At 67.3% G+C, this 18090-nt stretch carries 11 protein-coding genes; all 11 read right to left on the bottom strand.

Annotation, left to right across the window (positions count from 1 at the left end; all coding sequences use genetic code 11):
* Positions 1 to 18: 18 nt before the first annotated feature.
* The gene (locus tag BLW48_RS32360; RefSeq protein ID WP_093179722.1) at positions 19 to 4065 is read right to left on the bottom strand and encodes a TOMM system kinase/cyclase fusion protein; all 4047 of its coding nucleotides are present in this window, start codon (positions 4063 to 4065) and stop codon (positions 19 to 21) included.
* A 312-nt stretch (positions 4066 to 4377) separates the two neighbouring features.
* Positions 4378 to 5550, bottom strand: coding sequence for a BMP family ABC transporter substrate-binding protein (locus tag BLW48_RS32355; protein WP_093058837.1), 1173 nt, complete (start codon positions 5548 to 5550; stop codon positions 4378 to 4380).
* Between the two features lie 46 nt (positions 5551 to 5596).
* Positions 5597 to 6517 (bottom strand): ABC transporter permease, encoded by a 921-nt coding sequence (locus BLW48_RS32350; protein WP_093179721.1) that lies wholly within the window; start codon positions 6515 to 6517, stop codon positions 5597 to 5599.
* Between the two features lie 2 nt (positions 6518 to 6519).
* A complete protein-coding gene (locus BLW48_RS32345) occupies positions 6520 to 7665 on the bottom strand; it encodes an ABC transporter permease (protein ID WP_093058839.1) in 1146 nt (381 codons plus the stop codon).
* Complete coding sequence (locus BLW48_RS32340; RefSeq protein WP_093179719.1) at positions 7658 to 9190, bottom strand: ABC transporter ATP-binding protein; 1533 nt, start codon at positions 9188 to 9190, stop codon at positions 7658 to 7660. Before BLW48_RS32340 ends, BLW48_RS32345 begins: the two co-directional genes overlap by 8 nt.
* A 115-nt stretch (positions 9191 to 9305) precedes the next feature.
* Positions 9306 to 10706 carry an NCS2 family permease gene (locus tag BLW48_RS32335; RefSeq protein WP_093058841.1) on the bottom strand — a complete coding sequence of 467 codons (1401 nt, stop codon included), beginning with the start codon at positions 10704 to 10706 and terminating at the stop codon, positions 9306 to 9308.
* Between the two features lie 76 nt (positions 10707 to 10782).
* Complete coding sequence (locus BLW48_RS32330; RefSeq protein ID WP_093058842.1) at positions 10783 to 11784, bottom strand: LysR family transcriptional regulator; 1002 nt, start codon at positions 11782 to 11784, stop codon at positions 10783 to 10785.
* 103 nt (positions 11785 to 11887) lie between these two features.
* Positions 11888 to 14356, bottom strand: coding sequence for a xanthine dehydrogenase molybdopterin binding subunit (gene xdhB, locus BLW48_RS32325; RefSeq protein WP_093179718.1), 2469 nt, complete (start codon positions 14354 to 14356; stop codon positions 11888 to 11890).
* A 2-nt stretch (positions 14357 to 14358) separates the two neighbouring features.
* Positions 14359 to 15978, bottom strand: a complete 1620-nt coding sequence (xdhA, locus tag BLW48_RS32320; RefSeq protein ID WP_093179716.1) for a xanthine dehydrogenase small subunit — start codon at positions 15976 to 15978, stop codon at positions 14359 to 14361.
* 186 nt (positions 15979 to 16164) lie between these two features.
* Positions 16165 to 16944: a sulfite exporter TauE/SafE family protein gene (locus BLW48_RS32315; protein WP_093058845.1), complete on the bottom strand. Its 780-nt coding sequence runs from the start codon at positions 16942 to 16944 to the stop codon at positions 16165 to 16167.
* Between the two features lie 121 nt (positions 16945 to 17065).
* Positions 17066 to 17971, bottom strand: coding sequence for a LysR family transcriptional regulator (locus BLW48_RS32310; RefSeq protein WP_371127583.1), 906 nt, complete (start codon positions 17969 to 17971; stop codon positions 17066 to 17068).
* Between the last annotated feature and the right edge of the window lie 119 nt (positions 17972 to 18090).

Raw genomic sequence — 18090 nt, 5'->3', positions numbered from 1 at the left:
GGTGACTTCATCCTTGGTTCAAGACATGGTTCGAGAAACAGGCGCATGCACGGGCATGCGCGACGACAGTTCCGGCCGCAGGTCGGCCAGCTCCTTGAGGCGTCCAGCCACGTTGTGCCCGGCGGGTGCCAGTGCCTGCAACGCCGCCAGGGCTTCGTATTCGGTTCTGTACTTCGCACCCTCGCGCGCGACGTTGGCGGCCTGCGAGAAGCACTCGGCCACTGCGTCGTGTTCGCCGCCCGAGGCCTGCAGGTAACGGGCCTTCTGCAGATGGAGCTCGGACCTGTAGAGCCCTTCCTTGAGCTCGTCCGCCAGGCGCAGGCACTCGTCGATCCGCTCCAGCGCCTCGCCCCAGCGGCCATTGGCGGCCAGCGTGTCGGCGGCGAAGGCGCGGTAGTAGGTCTGGCAATAGCGGCAGCCCATGCCCCACAGCGCCTGCACCCAGCCGTCGGCCTGCGCGATGTTGTCGACGTCGCCGGTGGCCCAGCAGCGGATGATTGCCGCGTAGCCCTGGAATGCCGGCAGGCCATAGCGCTCGGTGATGCCGAGCAGCTCGCCCGTGCTCACCAGCGCCCGCGCCTTGTCGTTGCGGCCCTGATGGCCAAGGCTCTGGTACAGCAGGGCCATGCTCAGCGACGGAATGTGCGACATCTCGCGAGCCCAGCGCACGGCATTGGTGGCGTCGGCGCGCGCGGCCGCGTCGTGGCCCGCGAACCAGCGCACGAGTGCGCGCCCCGTGGTCGCCCACACGCGGGTGTCGAAGCCGAAGTAGGCGGCATGGTGCGCATGCCCCTCGGGGCTGTAGCGCTCGATGCCGTCCGTCAGCGACTGCTCGGCGCGCTCGAAATAGCCATCGGAATAGTGCGCGAGCCCGAGGTACGTTTGCGCCGCGACGAACACGCCCTCGTCCTGCTGCTGGGTGGCGTGGTCGAGCAGCCGGTTGCTCAGCTGCTGCACCTCGGCGCGATTGCTCGCGACGTGGTGGAAGGTGATCAGCGTCCACAGGTGCTGCACCTGCTTCTCGCGCGCCACGTCGTCGGAGAGCAGCTCTTGCGACAGGGCGATGCGGTCCACCACCTGCGCATGCGCCCAGCCGTACTTGTTCATCATGGCCTGCGTGACGTAGCTGTTCACGTCGAGCCGCGCCTCGCGCTGCGCGGCGCTGTCCAGGTGCGCCATCCAGCCGTCGATGTGCTGGGCATAGGCAATGGTTTCGTCGTTCAGCGAGCGGTGCTGGGTAATGAGCAGCTGCCGCACGGCCAGCGCGACGGCCTCCGCATGCTCGCCCGCATCGGCCCAGTGCTGGGCCACGCTGCCCGGCTCGCTGGCCACGCGCTGAGGCTGGCTGCTCAGCAGCGTCTGCGCGACGTTGCGGTGCTGTTGCCGGCGCTGCGCGTCGAGCATGCATTCGTAGGCGGTGTCGCGGATCAGCGCGTGGCGGAAGATGAAGGCGCCCGGCGGCCCGGCCGGGGCCACGAGCCCCGCGTCGAGCAGCACGGCCATGTCCTTGTCCATCGCTTCGGGAGACTTGCCCGAACAGGCGCACAGCAATTCGGCATCGAACTGCCGCCCGATGGTGGCTGCCAGCTGCAGCAGGCCCTTGACGGAGCCCAGCCGGTCGAAGCGGCTGACCAGAGAGTCGCGCAGCGTGACCGGAATGGCGGCCGGCTGCGCCGTGTCCTTGAAGACCCAGACGCCCTCCTGTTCCACCAGGTAGGCGTCGAGCAGCATGCGCGCCATTTCCTGGATGAACAGCGGCACGCCGTCGGTGCGCGCGACCACGTTGTCGATCACCTGCTGCGCGGCGACCCTCGGCGCCAGCGCCTGCCGGGCCAGTTCGGCAGCCTGCGCGTCTTCGAGCCGACGCACCTCGATGCACTCGGCCTGCAGCGCCGGCGGCTTCACCCATTCGGGCCGAGCGGTCAGCACCAGCAGCACGCGCTGCTGCGGCAATTGGGCAACCAGCTGCTCGACGAACTCGATGCTCGTGGGGTCGGCCCAGTGCACGTCTTCGAGCAGGAGCAGCAGCGGCGCCGCCTCGGCCATGTGCAGCAGCCACTGTGCGGTCGACTGCAGCAGCAATCCCTTCTGCATCGCGGGAGACACCTGGCTGGGTGCGCGATCGCCCAGTGGGAGAGACAGCCACGCGCAGAAGATCGGCAGTACCGCTTCGGCGTCGCAGCCGGCGGCCTGCAGGGCCTCGCGCAGCCGCTCGCGCCGGGCGTCGGGCGTGGTTGCGTCCGGCGCGGCTTCGAGGCGCTGGCGCAGCAGCGTCAGGAACGGCGTCAGCGCGTTGTTCTGGTTCTCGGGCTGGCACTGCGCGCTGACGGTCTGCCAGCCTTCCCGCGCCACCTGCTCGCGCAGCACGTCGGCAAGGCACGACTTGCCGATGCCGGGCTCGCCGCGGACCCACACCGCGCCGCCGTGGCCTTGCCGGGCCTGCGCCCATGCGGCGCGCAGCTGTTGCAGTTCGGGCTCGCGTCCGATGCACGCGTTGTGCAGTGCCTGCTCCACGGATCCATGCGGCGCGGGCGCCTGCTGTTCGCCGCCCAGGCGGTAGGTCTGAATGCCGCCGGACTGCCCCGGCAGGGTCACGTTGCCGGCCTTGTCGAAGCGCGCATGGCGGCCCAGCAGCCGGTAGCTGCTTTCGCTTGCCAGCAGCGTGCCGGTATCGGCCACGCCCTCGAGCCGCACCGCGACGTTGACGGCATGGCCCGACGGGATTTCTCCGGCGGCCACCACTGCCATGCCGGTGTGCATGCCCATGCGAATGCCCAGGTGCACGCCGTGCGCCTGCTCGATGGCAGCCGAGCGCTCGCGGCTCAGGTCGATCAGCTCCAGCGCCGTCATGCCGGCCTGCCGCGCATCGGTGTCGCTGGCGTGCGGATAGCCGAACAGCACGATCATCCGGTCGCCCAGCGTGCCCGCCAGCAATCCGCCGCGCCGCGTGGCGGTTTCCGCGAACAGGGTGAGCTCGTTGCGCTGCAGCAGCTCCAGGTTTTCGATGTCGGAGGGCAAGGCGTCGTCGATGCCCTCTTCGTCCGCGCCGGTGTCCGGCCAGACGGAGACGCTGCAGCACAGCACGGTGAGCTGCCGCTTTTCGGAAAAGCCGCGCGTGGTAGCCACGGTGTGGCTGAGAGCTTCGTCTTGCGCCTGCTTCGCCGATCGCAGCACGCCCACCAGGTCGTCAAGCCGCAGGCGCCCGAGTTCGGCCAGCAGCGTGGCTGCTGAATCGCTGCGGTCGGCCGCCTTTTTCCTCAATGCCTGGCGCAACACGGAGGCCACCGGATGGCTGGCGATTTCCGCCGGCAGAGGCACCTCTTGCGGGCTCAGTTGCTGGTGAAGAATTTCTGCCGCCGATGCGCCTCGAATAGCGGGCACGCCCGTCAGGCACTCGATGAACATCAGCCCCCAGGCATAGATATCGGACTTGACGCCGGGCGGCTCGCCGCGCAGCTGCTCGGGCGCGCTGTAGGCCGGCGTGCCCAGTGACTCGTCAGTCATCGTGAGCGTGGGGAACTCGGCGCCCCTGTTCGAGGGAATGACGGTGCTGATGCCGAAGTCGAGCACCTTCGCATGCGGGACGGCGCCGGTGAACGTGACCATCACGTTGTCGGGCTTCAGGTCGCGGTGCACGATGCCTGCGCTGTGTGCGCAGTCCAGTGCGTCCAGCACTTCCGCCATCAGGTGAGCGGTTTCGGTGGCCGTCAGCGCGCCCTTACGCCGGATCAGGCTGGTGAGCGTTTCGCCCGGCACGTACTCGAAGACGCCATAGACGCATGGGCCCTGCTCGCCCTTGTCGAGCAACTGGACAATGTGCGGGTGGTGCAGCGAGGCGCAGAGCTTCGTCTCGCGGTGAAAACGTGCAACGCGCTGGCTGCCGACCTGCAGCTTCACGACCTTGATTGCGACCACGGTGCCCGTGTTCTTCTGCAGCGCGCGATACACGGTGCCATAGCCGCCGGCGCCTAGCTCCTCAAGCAACTCATAGCCCGGAATCTCCAACGGATTCGGCAATGGTGATTGCGACACTGCGTGCGTGGGGTTGGTGACGGCATCCTGCATTTCAGTCTCGTCGTGATGGATCGTTGAGAGTCCTCCGGAGCGTGCTGCGGCCGCGATCTGCGCTGCGGCAGGAACGCGAATTAGACACTAATTGTTACTGTAGCGGACGCGAGGACTTTTCAACTGGGTCGCCCCAAAAAAGAAAACCCGCGCAACGCGCGGGAGGTTAGAACTTTTGAATGTATAAGCGCCCTCGCTCGCGAACGTGGCCGATTCGCGGACACCGAGGAACCGGCTCCGCCGGGCCTCAGGTGTCGCCCCCGGTAGGGGGTTGGCGTAGCGACACGAAGTGCGCGAAGCCTGGGGGCGAGCTTATTTCTTGTCGCCGCCCGGCACCTTGCCTTCGACGCCCTTGACGTAGAAGTTCACGCCCGACAGGAACTTGTCGTCGGCCACTGCGTCCTTGGCGACCACTTCCTTGCCGTCCTGGCCGAGGATCGGGCCCTTCCAGATCACGAAGCTGCCGTCCTTCAGGCCCTTCTTCACGGCCTCGACCTTGGCCTTGGTTTCGGCCGGCACGTCTTCGGCGATCGACACGAGGTCGATGGCGCCTTCCTTCACGCCCCACCAGCTCTGGCCGGTGGCCCACTTGCCGTCCAGCGCTTCCTGGGTGGCCTTGATGTAGTACGGGGCCCAGTTGATGGTGGCCGAGGCCAGGTGGGCCTTGGGACCGTAGGCGGTCATGTCCGAATCCCAGCCGAAGGCGCGCTTGCCCTTTTCCTGTGCGGTCTTGAGCACGGCAGGCGAGTCGGTGTTCTGGAACAGCACGTCGGCGCCGCCGTTGATGAGGGCGGTTGCGGCTTCGGTTTCCTTGGGCGGGCTGAACCACTCGTTCACCCACACGACCTTGGTCGTGATCTTCGGGTTGACCGACTGCGCGCCCAGCGTGAAGCTGTTGATGTTGCGCAGCACTTCGGGAATCGGCACCGAGCCGACCACGCCCAGCGTGTTGCTCTTGGTCATGGCGCCGGCAATGACGCCTGCCATGTACGCGCCCTCGTACGTGCGGCTGTCGTAGGTACGCATGTTGTCCGAGGTCTTGTAGCCGGTGGCGTGCTCGAACTTCACTTCCTTGCTGTCGGCCGCGACCTTGAGCATGGGCTCCATGTAGCCGAAGGTGGTGCCGAAGATCAGCTTGTTGCCCTGGCCGACCATGTCGCGGAACACACGCTCTGCGTCGGCGCCCTCGGGCACGCTTTCGACGAAGGTGGTCTTGATCTTGTCGCCGAATTCCTTCTCGAGCGCCTTGCGGGCGTTGTCGTGCGCGAAGGTCCAGCCGCCGTCGCCCACCGGTCCGACATAGGCGAATGCGATGTTCAGCGGCGCTGCCGGAGCCGGAGCGGCCGCAGCAGGTGCCGGGGCCGGCGCGGGCGCCGCGGCCGGTGCTGCCGCTTCTTCTTTCTTGCCGCAGCCGATCAGGGCCGCCGAAGCGACCGCAGTGAGAGCGGCCAGCTTGAGCAGGGAGCGCTTGTTCAGATCATTCATTGTCGGAAATCCTCAAAAGGACAGGTTGGCGGAAAACGAAACGCGATTATGAGCCGGGGTAGAACGGTTTCCCGATGGAAGCCGGCATGTTGGCGCGGATGAAGGCCGGGTTGCGCGAGATCAGCGCCAGCACCACGATGGGCGCGATGTACTGCAGCATGCTGAGGAACTGCGAGGGCACGTCGACGCCACTGCTCTGCAAATGAAAGCCCAGCATCGACACGCCGCCGAAAAGATACGCACCCAGCAGCACGCGAACCGGCCGCCAGGTGGCGAAGGTGGTGAGCGCCAGCGCGATCCAGCCGCGGCCGGCCACCATGCCCTCGACCCACAGCGGCGTATACACGGTCGACAGATACGCGCCCGCGAGCCCGCACAGCGAGCCGCCCGCAATCACCGCCATGAAGCGGATGCGCCGCACCGGGTAGCCCAGCGCATGCGCCGACTCGGGCGATTCGCCGACCGAGCGCAGCACCAGGCCGGCACGCGTGCGGTACAGGAACCAGATCAACGCCAGGGTCAGCACCACCGCCAAATACACCATCGGGTGATGGCGGAACAATGCGGGGCCAACAAGCGGAATGTCGCTCAACACGGGGATCGCGTACGACGTGCTTTCCGGCAGCTTGGCCTGCACGAAGTTGATGCCGGCAAAGGCAGAGAAGCCGACGCCGAACAGGCTCAGCGCCAGGCCCGTTGCGTACTGGTTGGTGTTGAGCCAGATCACCAGCACGCCGAAGAAGGCTGCGAGCAAGGCGCCCGCCGCCATGCCGGCCAGGAAGCCGAGCCAGGGGTTGTGCGTGGTGACGACCGTGGCAAAGCCGGCGATCGCTGCGCACAGCATCATTCCCTCGGCGCCGAGGTTGACGATGCCGGCCTTCTCGTTGATGAGCAGGCCCAGCGCCGCGATGGCGAGCACGGTGCCCGCGCTCAGCGTGGAGCCGAGCAGGAGTGCGTAGCTTTCCATGTTCAGTGGCTCCCTTCGGTGGCACGCGCGACGGGTGCGGTGATCGGCGTGCTCGCTTGCAGCGAGGCGGTGGTCATGGTGGCGGCCTTCGCGGCCGCCTTGCGCCGGATGCGGTACGCAATGAGCGTGTCGCAAGCCAGCAGCGTGAACAGCAGCAGCCCCTGGAACACACCGGTCAGCGACTTGGGCAGGCCCAGCCGCGACTGCGCAAGCTCGCCGCCGATATAGAACATGCTCATCAGGATGGCCGAGAAGATCATGCCCACCGGATGCAGCCGCCCGACGAAGGCCACGATGATGGCCGCGAAGCCGTAGCCCGCCGGCACATAGGGTGTGAGCTGGCCGAGCGGCCCGGCCACTTCGAGCGCACCGGCCAGGCCGGCCGCGCCGCCCGAAGTCAGCAGCGCAATCCACACCGCGCGCCGCGCCGAGAAGCCCGCATAACGCGAGGCCGCCGGTGCCAGCCCGCCGACCTGCTGCGCGAAGCCCGCCCGCGTGCGAAACAGGAACACCCACAGCGCCCCCGCTCCCACCAGCGCGATGACCAGTCCGATGCTCACGCGCGAGCCCTTGAACAAGCGCGGAATCTGCGTGACTGCCTCGAAAGTCTTGGTCTGCGGGAAGTTGTAGCCGTTCGGATCCTTCCATGGCCCATAGACCATGTAGCCCAGCAGCAGCGTGGCCACGTAGACCAGCATCAGGCTCACCAGGATTTCGTTGGCGTTGTACTTGTCGCGCAGGAACGCGACGATGCCCGCCCACACCATGCCGCCAAGGATGCCGGCCAGCAAAATGGCCACCACGATCCACTGCCCCGTGGTCTTGTCGGCCAGCAGCGCCACGCCGCCTGCCGCAATGGCACCGAACACGAACTGCCCTTCGGCGCCGATGTTCCACACGTTCGAGCGGAAGCACACGGCCAGCCCCAGCGCGATGATGAGCAGCGGTGTCGCCTTCACCATCAGCTCGCCGATGGCGTAGCCGCTCTTGATGGGTTCATAGAAGAACACCAGCAGGCCCTTGACCGGGTCCTTGCCGAGTGCGGCGAACAGCGCCACGCCGATCAGCACGGTGATCAACAGCGCCAGGATCGGCGAGGCGTAGCTCCAGAAGCGCGACAGCTCCGGGCGGGGTTCGAGCTTAAGCATGGGCGGCCTCCGCCTTCTGGCCGGCGCTGGGTTGCCACAGCCCGCTCATCCATTCGCCGATCTGCGGCAGCGTGGCGGCCGCGCGGTCGATGGAGGGCGACAGCCGCCCCTTGGCGATCACGTGCAGCCGGTCGCAGATGTTGAACAGCTCGTCGAGCTCCTCGCTGATGACCAGCACGGCACAGCCGGCGTCACGCAGCGCAAGGATCTCCGCATGGATCAGCGCAGCCGCGCCCACGTCCACGCCCCAGGTCGGCTGCGAGACGATGAAGAGCTTCGGGTTGGCGTCGATCTCGCGCCCGACGATGAACTTCTGCAGATTGCCGCCCGAGAGCGAACGCGCCGCTGCGCGCGGTCCGCCGGCCTTGACCTTGAAGCGCTCGATGATGGCCTTGGCCTGGCGCTCGAGCGCGCCGGTGCGGATCCACCCGCCCCGGCCCACCGCATCGCTGCGCGTGAGCAGCAGGTTGTGCGCGAGCCCCAGCGTGGGCACCGCGCCGCGGCCCAGCCGCTCTTCGGGCACGAAGTGCAGGCCGAGCGCACGACGCGAGCGCGGGCGCAGCCGGCCGGCCGGCTTGTCGAACACCCGGACCATCGAAGCCTCGGCGCGCACGTCCTCGCCCGAGAGCGTGTAGAGCAGTTCGCGCTGGCCGTTGCCCGAGACGCCTGCAATACCGACGACCTCGCCCGCGCGAACCTCGAACGAGAGGCCCTCGAGGTCCATGCCGAACTGGTCTTCGCGCGCCAGCGACAGCCCGTCGACGCGCAGCGCCACTGCGCCCGCATGCACCGGCCGGTGCTGCAACGGCGGCGGCTCGCTGCCGATCATCAGCCGCGACAGCGACTGCGTGCTCTCGTTCTGCGGATTGCACACCCCCGTCACCTTGCCGCCGCGCAGCACGGTGCAGGCGCTGCACAGCTCCTGGATCTCGTGCAGCTTGTGGCTGATGTAGAGGATGCTGCAGCCCTCGGAGGCCAGCTTGTTCAGCACATGGAAGAGCTTGATGACTGCCTGCGGCGTGAGCACCGAGGTCGGCTCATCGAGGATCAGCAGCTTGGGGTTGGTGAGCAGCGCGCGGATGATCTCCACCCGCTGCATCTCGCCCACCGACAGCGTGTGCACCGGCCGCGATGGGTCGATGTCGAGCCCGTACTCGCTCGCCTTGGCGGTGATGCTGCGCGCAACCTCGGCCAGTTGCAGCGACTTGTCGAGCCCCAGCCAGACGTTCTCGGCCACGGTGAGCGTGTCGAACAGGCTGAAGTGCTGAAACACCATGCTGATGCCCAGCGCCCTCGCCTGCTGCGGGTTGCGCAGGTTGACGACGTGGCCGTCGAACATCACGGTGCCCTCGTCGGGCTTGACCGACCCGTAGATGATCTTCATCAGGGTCGACTTGCCGGCGCCGTTCTCGCCGAGCACGGCGTGGATTTCGCCGGGCTGCACGGCCAGGGAGATGTCGCTGTTCGCCACCACCGCGGGATACCGCTTGGTGATGTTCGCGAGCTGGAGTCTGGGGGTTGTCATGCCGGGTTTCGTGGATTTGTCTCGTTCAACTGCAACAAAGCGGGAACAGCTATCAGTTTAATAGCGTGCTCCCGCGACCATCGGCGCCCGACGGCGCTTCGCTCAGCTCATTGCATCAGTGTCCGCCGATATAGGCGAACTTGAACAGGAACACGGCGGCGATGACCCAGACCATCGCATGCACTTCCCGTGCCCGGCCGGTGCAGAGCTTCAGCACGGCGTACGTGATGAAGCCGAAGGCCAGGCCGTTGGCGATCGAGTAGGTGAAGGGCATCGTCAGCGCGGTCACCGCGGCGGGGATCACCTCGGTGGTGTCTTCCCAGTCGAGCTCGACCAGGTCGCGCAGCATCAGGCAGCCCACGAAGAGCAGCGCCGGCGCGGTGGCATAGGCCGGCACCGAGCCCGCCAGCGGCGAGATCATCAGGCAGGCCAGGAACAGCAGCGCCACCACCACGGCCGTGAGGCCGGTGCGCCCACCCGCTTGCACGCCCGCCGCGCTTTCCACATAAGCCGTGGTGCTCGAGGTGCCGAGCAGCGAGCCGGCGAAGATCGCGCCACTGTCGGCCAGCAGCGCCTTGTTCATGCGCTCCATCTTGCCCGGCACCAGCAGGCCGGCGCGCTTGGCCACGCCCATCAGCGTGCCGGTGGCGTCGAACATCTCGACCAGGAAGAACACCAGCACCACGTTCAGGATGCCGCCCTTGAGCGCGCCCAGGATGTCGAGCTGCATGAAGGTGGGCGCGATGGACGGCGGCGCATCGAACACGCCATGGAACTTGTTGCCGCCGAAGAAGAACGACAGCACCGTCACCGTGACGATGCCGATCAGGATCGCGCCGCGCACCTTGAGCTTGTCGAGCGCCACGATGATGAGAAAGCCCAGCGTCGCCAGCACCACCGGTGCCGAGTGCAGGTCGCCCAGCGTGACGAAAGTGGCGGGCGATGCTGCCACCACGCCGGCGCTCTTCAGCGCGATGAGCGCCAGGAACATGCCGATGCCCACGGTGATCGCAGTTCGCAACGACTGCGGTATGCCCTGTATGAAAAGCTCCCGCAGCCCCGTGACCGTGACGATCAGGAACAGGCAGCCCGAGATGAACACCGCGCCCAGCGCAACCTGCCACGTGTAGCCCATGCCCAGCACCACCACGTAGGCGAAGTAGGCGTTCAGGCCCATGCCCGGCGCCATGGCAATCGGGTAGTTGGCGTACAGGCCCATGATGAGCGTGCCCAGCGCGGCAATCAGGCAGGTGGCGACGAAGACCGCGCCCTTCGGCATGCCCGCGTCCCCGAGGATCGACGGGTTCACGAAGATGATGTAGGCCATCGTCAGGAAGGTGGTGAGCCCCGCGATGACCTCGGTGCGCACGGTGGTGTTGTGCGCACTGAGCTTGAACATGCGTTCAAGCAGGCCCGAGCCGCTTGCGCTGCCCACAGCCGCACGCGGACGCGCGGACTCGACATGCCCCGGGATGCGGGGCTCGGCGCCTTTCGGCGCCTGTTCCAACGTACTCATTTCGCTTGTCTCCAGCTGTTGTAGTGGCGGTTTTCATCGTTCCCCCGCTCACGACGCCGGCGCGAACGGGGTTTTCTCAGGGATCCGGGGTTTCAGGGGCGGCAGGCGGGCGCGCCGCGGCGCCAGATACACCGGGTATGGCGGAAGCCGGAGGCCGCAGCGAAGCCGCCACGTCCTTGATGCATTCGCGCAGCCAGCGCGCAGAGCTCGACGAATGGGTGCGTTCGTGCCAGAGCTGGTAGTACATGAGGCGCGGCAGCGCCACGGGACAATCGAGAATCTTCAGCGGCAGCCGCGACGCAAAACGCTCGCAGTACTGGCGCCCGGTGGTCAGCACCAGCAGGCTCGAAGCCACCATGTCCGGAATGAGGCTGAAGTGCGCGCAGCGCGCCGTGATGTTGCGCTGCCGACCCAGCTCGTCGAGCATCTGGTCGATGATGCCGCGCCCGCCCGGGTGCATGGGCGTGGGCGCGATGTGCTCGGCCGCAAGCCATGTCTCCAGATCCCAGCCGCGGCGCACCGCCGGATGGTCCTTGTTGACCAGCGACACCACCTCGTCGCCGAAGAGCCGCGCCATGTGCAGGTCTTCCGGCGGCTTGAGCCAGTTGCCGATCACCAGATCGACCTGGCCGAGCGCCAGGTGCCCGTGGTAGTCCGAGTCGGGCGAGAGCGCGTGGATCTCGATCTGGCACAGCGGCGCGTCGCGCTTGACCTGCGCCACCAGCATGGGCAGGAACAGCGGGTCCATGTAGTCGCTGGCCGCGATGCGGAAGGTGGTGGCCGCCGACTGCGGCTCGAAGCCCCGCGCATCCGAGAACAGCATCTCGGCCGCGCGAAGAATGCTCGCAGCCGGCTCGATCATGCGCAGCCCCGCGTCGGTGGGCACCATGCCCGAGCCCGAGCGCACCAGCAGCGGATCGCCCGACAGCTCGCGCAGGCGCTTCAGCGCGGCCGAGACGGCCGGCTGGTACATGCCCAGGCGGATGGCTGCGCGCGAGACGCTGCGGTCGGTCAGCACGGTGTGAAGCACCCGGATCAAATGAAGATCGATCTTGTCGAAAAGCGCCTGGTCTCTCATGGCTGTTCACACCTTTCTTGTCTGTGCGAACAGTTATACAGCGCAGCATTTGGCGAAACCGGGTGTGGAAGTGAAGCTCGGACCGTGCGAGCACGGCCCGCTGTCATTCGGCCGATGCGGGTTCCACCGCCTGCACGGCGGTGATGGCTCGGAGGATCGACTCGCTGGTGGCCGGCGCCTTCAGCGGCGGATCGACCCTGTGCCCACCGGCCGCCGACACCGCATCGCGGATCGCGAAGAACACCGAGAACGGCAGCAGCAGCGGCGGTTCGCCCACGGCCTTGCTGCGGTGAATGGAGTCTTCGAAATTCTGGCCTTCGAACAGGCGCACGTTGAACACGGGCGGGCAGTCGTTGGCGGTCGGAATCTTGTAGGTGCTGGGCGCGTGCGTGGTGAGCTTGCCGCTTTGCGGGTGCCACACCAGCTCTTCAGTGGTGAGCCAGCCCATGCCCTGGATGAAGGCACCTTCGACCTGGCCGATGTCCACCGCCGGATTCAGCGACTTGCCCGCGTCGTGCAGGATGTCGGCGCGCAGCAGCTTCCACTCGCCGGTGAGCGTGTCGACGATCACCTCGCTCACCGCCGCGCCGTAGGCGTAGTAGTAGAACGGGCGGCCCTGCATCTTGTCCTTGTCCCAGCTCAGGCCGGGCGTGGCGTAGAAGCCGTCGGACCACAGCTGCTTGCGGTCGAGATACGCCTCGCCCACCACGGTGCTGAAAGCCAGCGTGCGGCCGTTGACCTCGACCTTGTCGTTGGCAAAGCGCACTTCACTGGCCTTGCCACCATGGCGCTCGGACGCGCTCTCGGCCAGGCGCTCGCGAATCTGGCGGGCTGCGTCCTGCGCGGCCTTGCCATTCAGGTCGGCGCCGGTCGACGCGGCAGTGGCCGAGGTGTTGGCCACCTTGGTCGTGTCGGTCGCCGTGACGCGCACGCGCTCGAAGCTCACGCCCAGCTCGTGCGCCACCACCTGCGCCACCTTGGTGTTGAGGCCCTGCCCCATCTCGGTTCCGCCGTGGTTCACGAGGATCGAGCCGTCGGTGTACACGTGCACCAGCGCGCCGGCCTGGTTGAAGTGCTTCACGTTGAACGAGATGCCGAACTTCAGCGGTGCCAGTGCCAGGCCGCGCTTGAGCACCGTGCTCTTCTTGTTGAAGGCCGCGATGTCTTCGCGCCGCGCGCGGTAGTCGCTGCTGGCTTCCAGCTCGGCCACGAGTTCGTGGACGATGTTGTCGGTGACGGTCTGGCGATACGGCGTGACGTTGTTCTCCGCCTTGCCGTAGAAGTTGACGCGCCGCACGTCGAGCGGGTCGCGCTTCAGCTCACGGGCCACCGAGTCCATGATGTTCTCGATGGCGATCGCGCCCTGCGGACCGCCGAAGCCGCGGAAGGCCGTGTTGCTCTGCGTGTTCGTCTTGCCCGAGAAGCCGTGCATGGCCACGTTGGGCAGCCAGTAGGCGTTGTCGAAGTGGCACAGCGCGCGCGTCATCACCGGGCCCGACAGGTCGGCCGAGTGGCCGGCGCGCGAGACCATCGTGATCTCTGCGCCGAGGATGCGGCCTTCGTCGTCGTAGCCGACTTCGTATTCGTACCAGAAGCAGTGACGCCGGCCCGTGACCATGAAGTCGTCGTCGCGGTCGAGCCGCAGCTTCACGGGGCGCTGCAGCTGCCGCGCCGAGATGGCCGCCACGCAGGCGAACAGTGCCGACTGCGACTCCTTGCCGCCAAAGCCGCCGCCCATGCGCCGGCATTCCACATGCACTTCGTTCGACTGCAGGTGCATCGCATGCGCCACCAGGTGCTGCATCTCGCTCGGGTGCTGCGTGGAGCAATGGATGTGCAGCGCGCCGCCTTCCTTCGGAATGGCGTAGCTGATCTGGCCTTCGAGATAGAACTGTTCCTGCCCGCCCACGTCGAGCGTGGCCTTGTGGCGATGCGGCGCGTTGGCGATGGCGGTGCGCACTGCGGCCTCGTCGCCTTCATTGGCGGCACCGCCGCTGCGCACGATGTGCATCGGCGGCACCACGTACTGGCCGCGTTCGTGCGCGGCCTGCGGCGTGAGCACGGGCGGCTGGGCCTCGATGGTCAGCGCGTCCTTGGCCTTTGCGGCGGCGCGGCGCGCGTCGGCGCGTGTTTCGGCGATCACGGCGAAGACGGGCTGGCCGAGGTAGCGGATCTCGCCGCCGTCGTTCACGGGCAGCAGGATCGGGTCGTCGTGAATGATCGAGCCGCAGTCGTTGGTGCCCGGAATGTCGTCGGCCGTGATGACGGCGACCACGCCCGGCATGGCGCGAATGGCGTCGAGCGACAGCGCCGTGACGCGGCCATTGGCGACCGGCGACAGGCCCAGCGCGCAATGCAGCGTGCCGGTGAGCTCGGGAATGTCGTCGATGTAGGTCGCTTCGCCGGCCACGTGCAGGTGCGCCGATTCGTGCGGCCGGCTGATGCCCACGCGCATGCCGCGCTCGTGCGCCAGCGCTTCGGCGCCCACGTCGATGCGGGCGGCGGTGTTGGTCAGGTAGTCGGCAAAGGCCTCGGAGGGCTGCAGCAGGCGGGCGTCGATGGGCTTGTTCATGGTCAGACTCCTGCGGCAGTGGCCGGGGTCGCGTGGGGCATCACGCTCCAGACGCTGGTTTCTTCCAGCGACAGGGCGTCTTCGGCGCGGGTTTCGAGCCAGAGGCGCTGAATGAGGTTTTGCGCCACCTGCAGCCGGTAGTCGGCCGATGCGCGCATGTCCGACAGCGGTTTGAAGTCTTGTGCCAGCGCGAGCCTGGCGGTGGCCACGCTGGCCTGCGTCCACGGCTTGCCGACCAGTGCGGCCTCGGCGTTCGCGGCGCGCTTGACGGTGGCGGCCATGCCGCCGAAGGCCAGGCGCACGGCCTTCACCGTGTTGCTGCCGGCTTCGAGCTCGATGGCAAAGCCCGCGCACAGCGCCGAGATGTCGCAATCGAAGCGCTTGCTGATCTTGTAGGCGCGAATCTGGCGGCGCAGCGCGGCATGCGGAACGGCCAGCCCCTGGACGAATTCGCCGGGCTGCAGCTGGTTCTTCATGTAGTCCAGATAGAACTCGGGCAGCGGCATGCGGCGCACCACATCGCCGCGGCGCAGTTCGATCTGTGCGTCGAGCGCCATCAGCACGGGTGGCGAATCGCCGATGGGCGAGCCGTTGGCCACGTTGCCGCCCATGGTGCCTGCGTGGCGGATCGGCGGCGAGGCGAAGCGCAGCCACACCTCGGCCAGGCTGGGCACGCGCTCGACCAGTGCGGCGAAGGCGGATTCGAGCGAGGCGCCCGCGCCGATGTAGAGCTCGCCACCTGCATTGTTCGGGCGATCTTCGATCGTCTTCATTTCGGCCACGTCGCCCACGTAGATGATGTCGCCCAGGTCGCGGAACTGCTTGTTGACCCAGAGGCCGACGTCGGTCGAACCGGCCAGCAGCTGGGCGCGCGGCTTCTGTTCGCGCAGCGCGGCAAGCTGGGCCAGGGTCTTGGGGGCGTGGAAGTGGTCGATGCGGGCGCCCAGCGGGGCGGCGTAGTTCAGGTCCAGGCCATCGTTCTGCAGGGCGGTGAGCGCTGCGACCACGGGCTGGGTGTCGAGGCGAACCGAAGGCAGGTCGAACATGCGCTGGCCGGCATCGAGGATCGGCCGGTAGCCGGTGCAGCGGCACAGGTTGCCGGAGAGGTCGTCGGCCAGCTGCTGGCGGGTGGGCTGCGTGCCTTCGGTCTGGTGGTGCTCGTAGGTGGCCCACAGCGACATCACGAAGCCGGGCGTGCAGAAGCCGCACTGGGAGCCGTGGCAGTCGACCATGGCTTGTTGAACGGGGTGCAGGGTGTGTACGGGGTGCTTCTTGTCTGCGGTTTTTTCGGTCTTGCACTGGCCCTTGAGGTCTTCGACCGTGAACAGTGCCTTGCCGTGCAGCGTGGGAAGAAACTGGATGCAGGCGTTGACGGTCTGCAGGTTCAGGCCGCCAACAGCGCCCGGGGCGTTCGGGTCGGTGGCGAGTTCGCCGATGACGACGGTGCAGGCGCCGCAGTCGCCTTCGTTGCAGCCTTCCTTGGTGCCGGTGCAGCGGGCGTCCTCGCGCAGCCAGTCGAGCACGGAACGGGTCGGGTGGACGCCGGTGACGTCGACGATCTTTCCGCGATGGAAAAAGCGGATCGGGTGAATCTGGCTGCTACTGCTGCTGTCGGTGCTCATGCTTTTGGGCTCGTGGGGGACCCGTCGTGGGTCAGTCATGGACGTTAGCGGCTTGTTCGGCGTCGTGCATACGGAGGGGCCCATAACGCGTATGTGGGGGTCGGTATGCCACGTACGGGGAAACCCTTGCGCATGCGCTGCAATTACCGGGCCACACACCGGGCAGTGCCGTGGCCCGGGCGGTGGTCAGCCGTGCGCGATGGCCACCCACGCGGAGGCGATCAGCGTCGAGCCCGCCGCCGCGAGCAAGCCGCCGACCAGCCACTTCAGCGTACGCGGCCGCAGCTTGTTCGGCAACCGGTGGTGCACACGCGTCACCCCGTAGACCACAGGCATCGCGCACCCGGCGAGCAGCGCCGCATGCCACGAGAAATGCCCTGTCGGCACCACGATCACCAGCCGCACGAGCGAGTTGAACGCGAACATCAGCAGCAGCGCGCGGCGCACCAGCTCGCGGTCCAGCGGCTGGCGGTACATATGGAAGACGATGGGCGGCCCCGAACTCGAGAACAGCCCGCCCAGCACGCCCGACAACCCGCCGATGACGGCAAAGCTCGTGCGCCCCGACACCACCGGCAGCGGCTTGCCCTGCAGCACCAGAAGCACGGCGCAGCCCAGGATCGACACGCCCAGCAGCCCGCGCAGCCAGTTGACCGCCCCGCCACTGAGCCATGTGAGCAGCATCAGGCCCACGATCACGCCTACCGTGCTGCCATTGAGCGCCGGCTTCATCAGCTGCCAGGGCACCACGCCGGGCCGGGCGCGGAAATACGTCCACGCATTGATCAGGCTCAGCACCGTGGCGGCGTTGGCGGTGTCGCTCACGCTGGCGATATGGAACACCGACACCAGCCCGAGCAGGATGAGGCTGAATGCAAAACCGGTCAGGTTCTGCGCATAGGTGGCGAGCGCCACGCAGGCCATGAAGACCAGCACGGGGCCGGCCTGGGAAAGAACTTCTTGCACCGGCTGCGTCTTCAGAGTGCGGGGGAAAGGGGAAGCAAAACGAACATTCGAAAGCAATCAGGGCAACGGGAGGCGCAGAGGCGGCGGCCACCCAAGAATAACCGCGCGCCAACTCACGAATTCACGGCTTCTCCGAGAACAGCTCGACGATGACCTGCCTGAGCCACCGGTTCCCCGGATCGGCCTCGAAGCGCTTGCTCCAGTGCAGCGACACCGTGAAGTCGCGCAGCGGAAACGGCGGCTCGACGATGGCGTAGCCCCCCTCCTGCGCAAAGCCGCGCGCAATGTTGCGCGGCATCACCACCGCCAGATCGGTAGCACGCACGATCGCCGGCAGCACCATGAAGTGCTCGGTAGTCAGCCGCAGCCGGTCTTCGAGGTTCAGCAGCTGCAGGATGCGCAGGGTGTCGGCATGCGTGCGCACTGCCACGTACTCGAGCTCTTGCAAGGCTTCGAGCAACGCCTGCCCGCTGCGCCGCCGCTTCACGAAGGGATGATCCTTTCGCAGCAGCACGATGTAGCGGTCCTTCAGCAGCTGCGTACTCTGGGTGTCCTTCACGCGCGGCAGGAAGCCGAAGGCGAAATCGACCTTGCCGCCGTCGAGGCCGGTGGCAATGTCTCCCGGCGCCAGCGGCATGGTCTCGACCCTCACCCCCGGCGACAACTCGCGCAGTCGCGCCATCAGCGCCGGCAGGAAGCGCCCTTCGCCGATATCGCTCATGTGAATGCGGAAGGTCTTGCGCGACACCAGCGGCTCGAAGTGGTCGGACTCGTGCAGCGCCTCTTCCAGCACGCTCAGCGCCGCCTGCACGGCCACCGCCAGCCGGTCGGCGCGCGGCGTTGGCGCCACGCCGCCGGGGGCGCGGGTGAAGAGCGCATCGGCAAGCAGCAGCCGCAGGCGGCCCAGGCCGTGGCTGGCTGCCGGCTGCGTGAGGCCCAGCGATTCGGCGGCGCGGCTCACGTTGCGCTCGCGGTAGACCGCGTCGAACAGCCGCAGCAGGTTGAGGTCGAGCGTTTCCATATGCATGCTATTCATATTACTTAGCTCGATTATTTTATTGAACGCTGCAGCAGCGCCACGCACACTGGCGGGCGCTGTCCGGATCGCCCCCGCGACCGGACAGCCCCACGACAAGAAGGAGACAA

The organism is Variovorax sp. YR266, from assembly GCF_900107295.1.
Taxonomy (GTDB): Bacteria; Pseudomonadota; Gammaproteobacteria; order Burkholderiales; family Burkholderiaceae_C; genus Variovorax.
The sequence above is the reverse complement of the archived record's forward strand: the minus strand, read 5'-3'. Positions and strand labels throughout refer to the sequence as shown.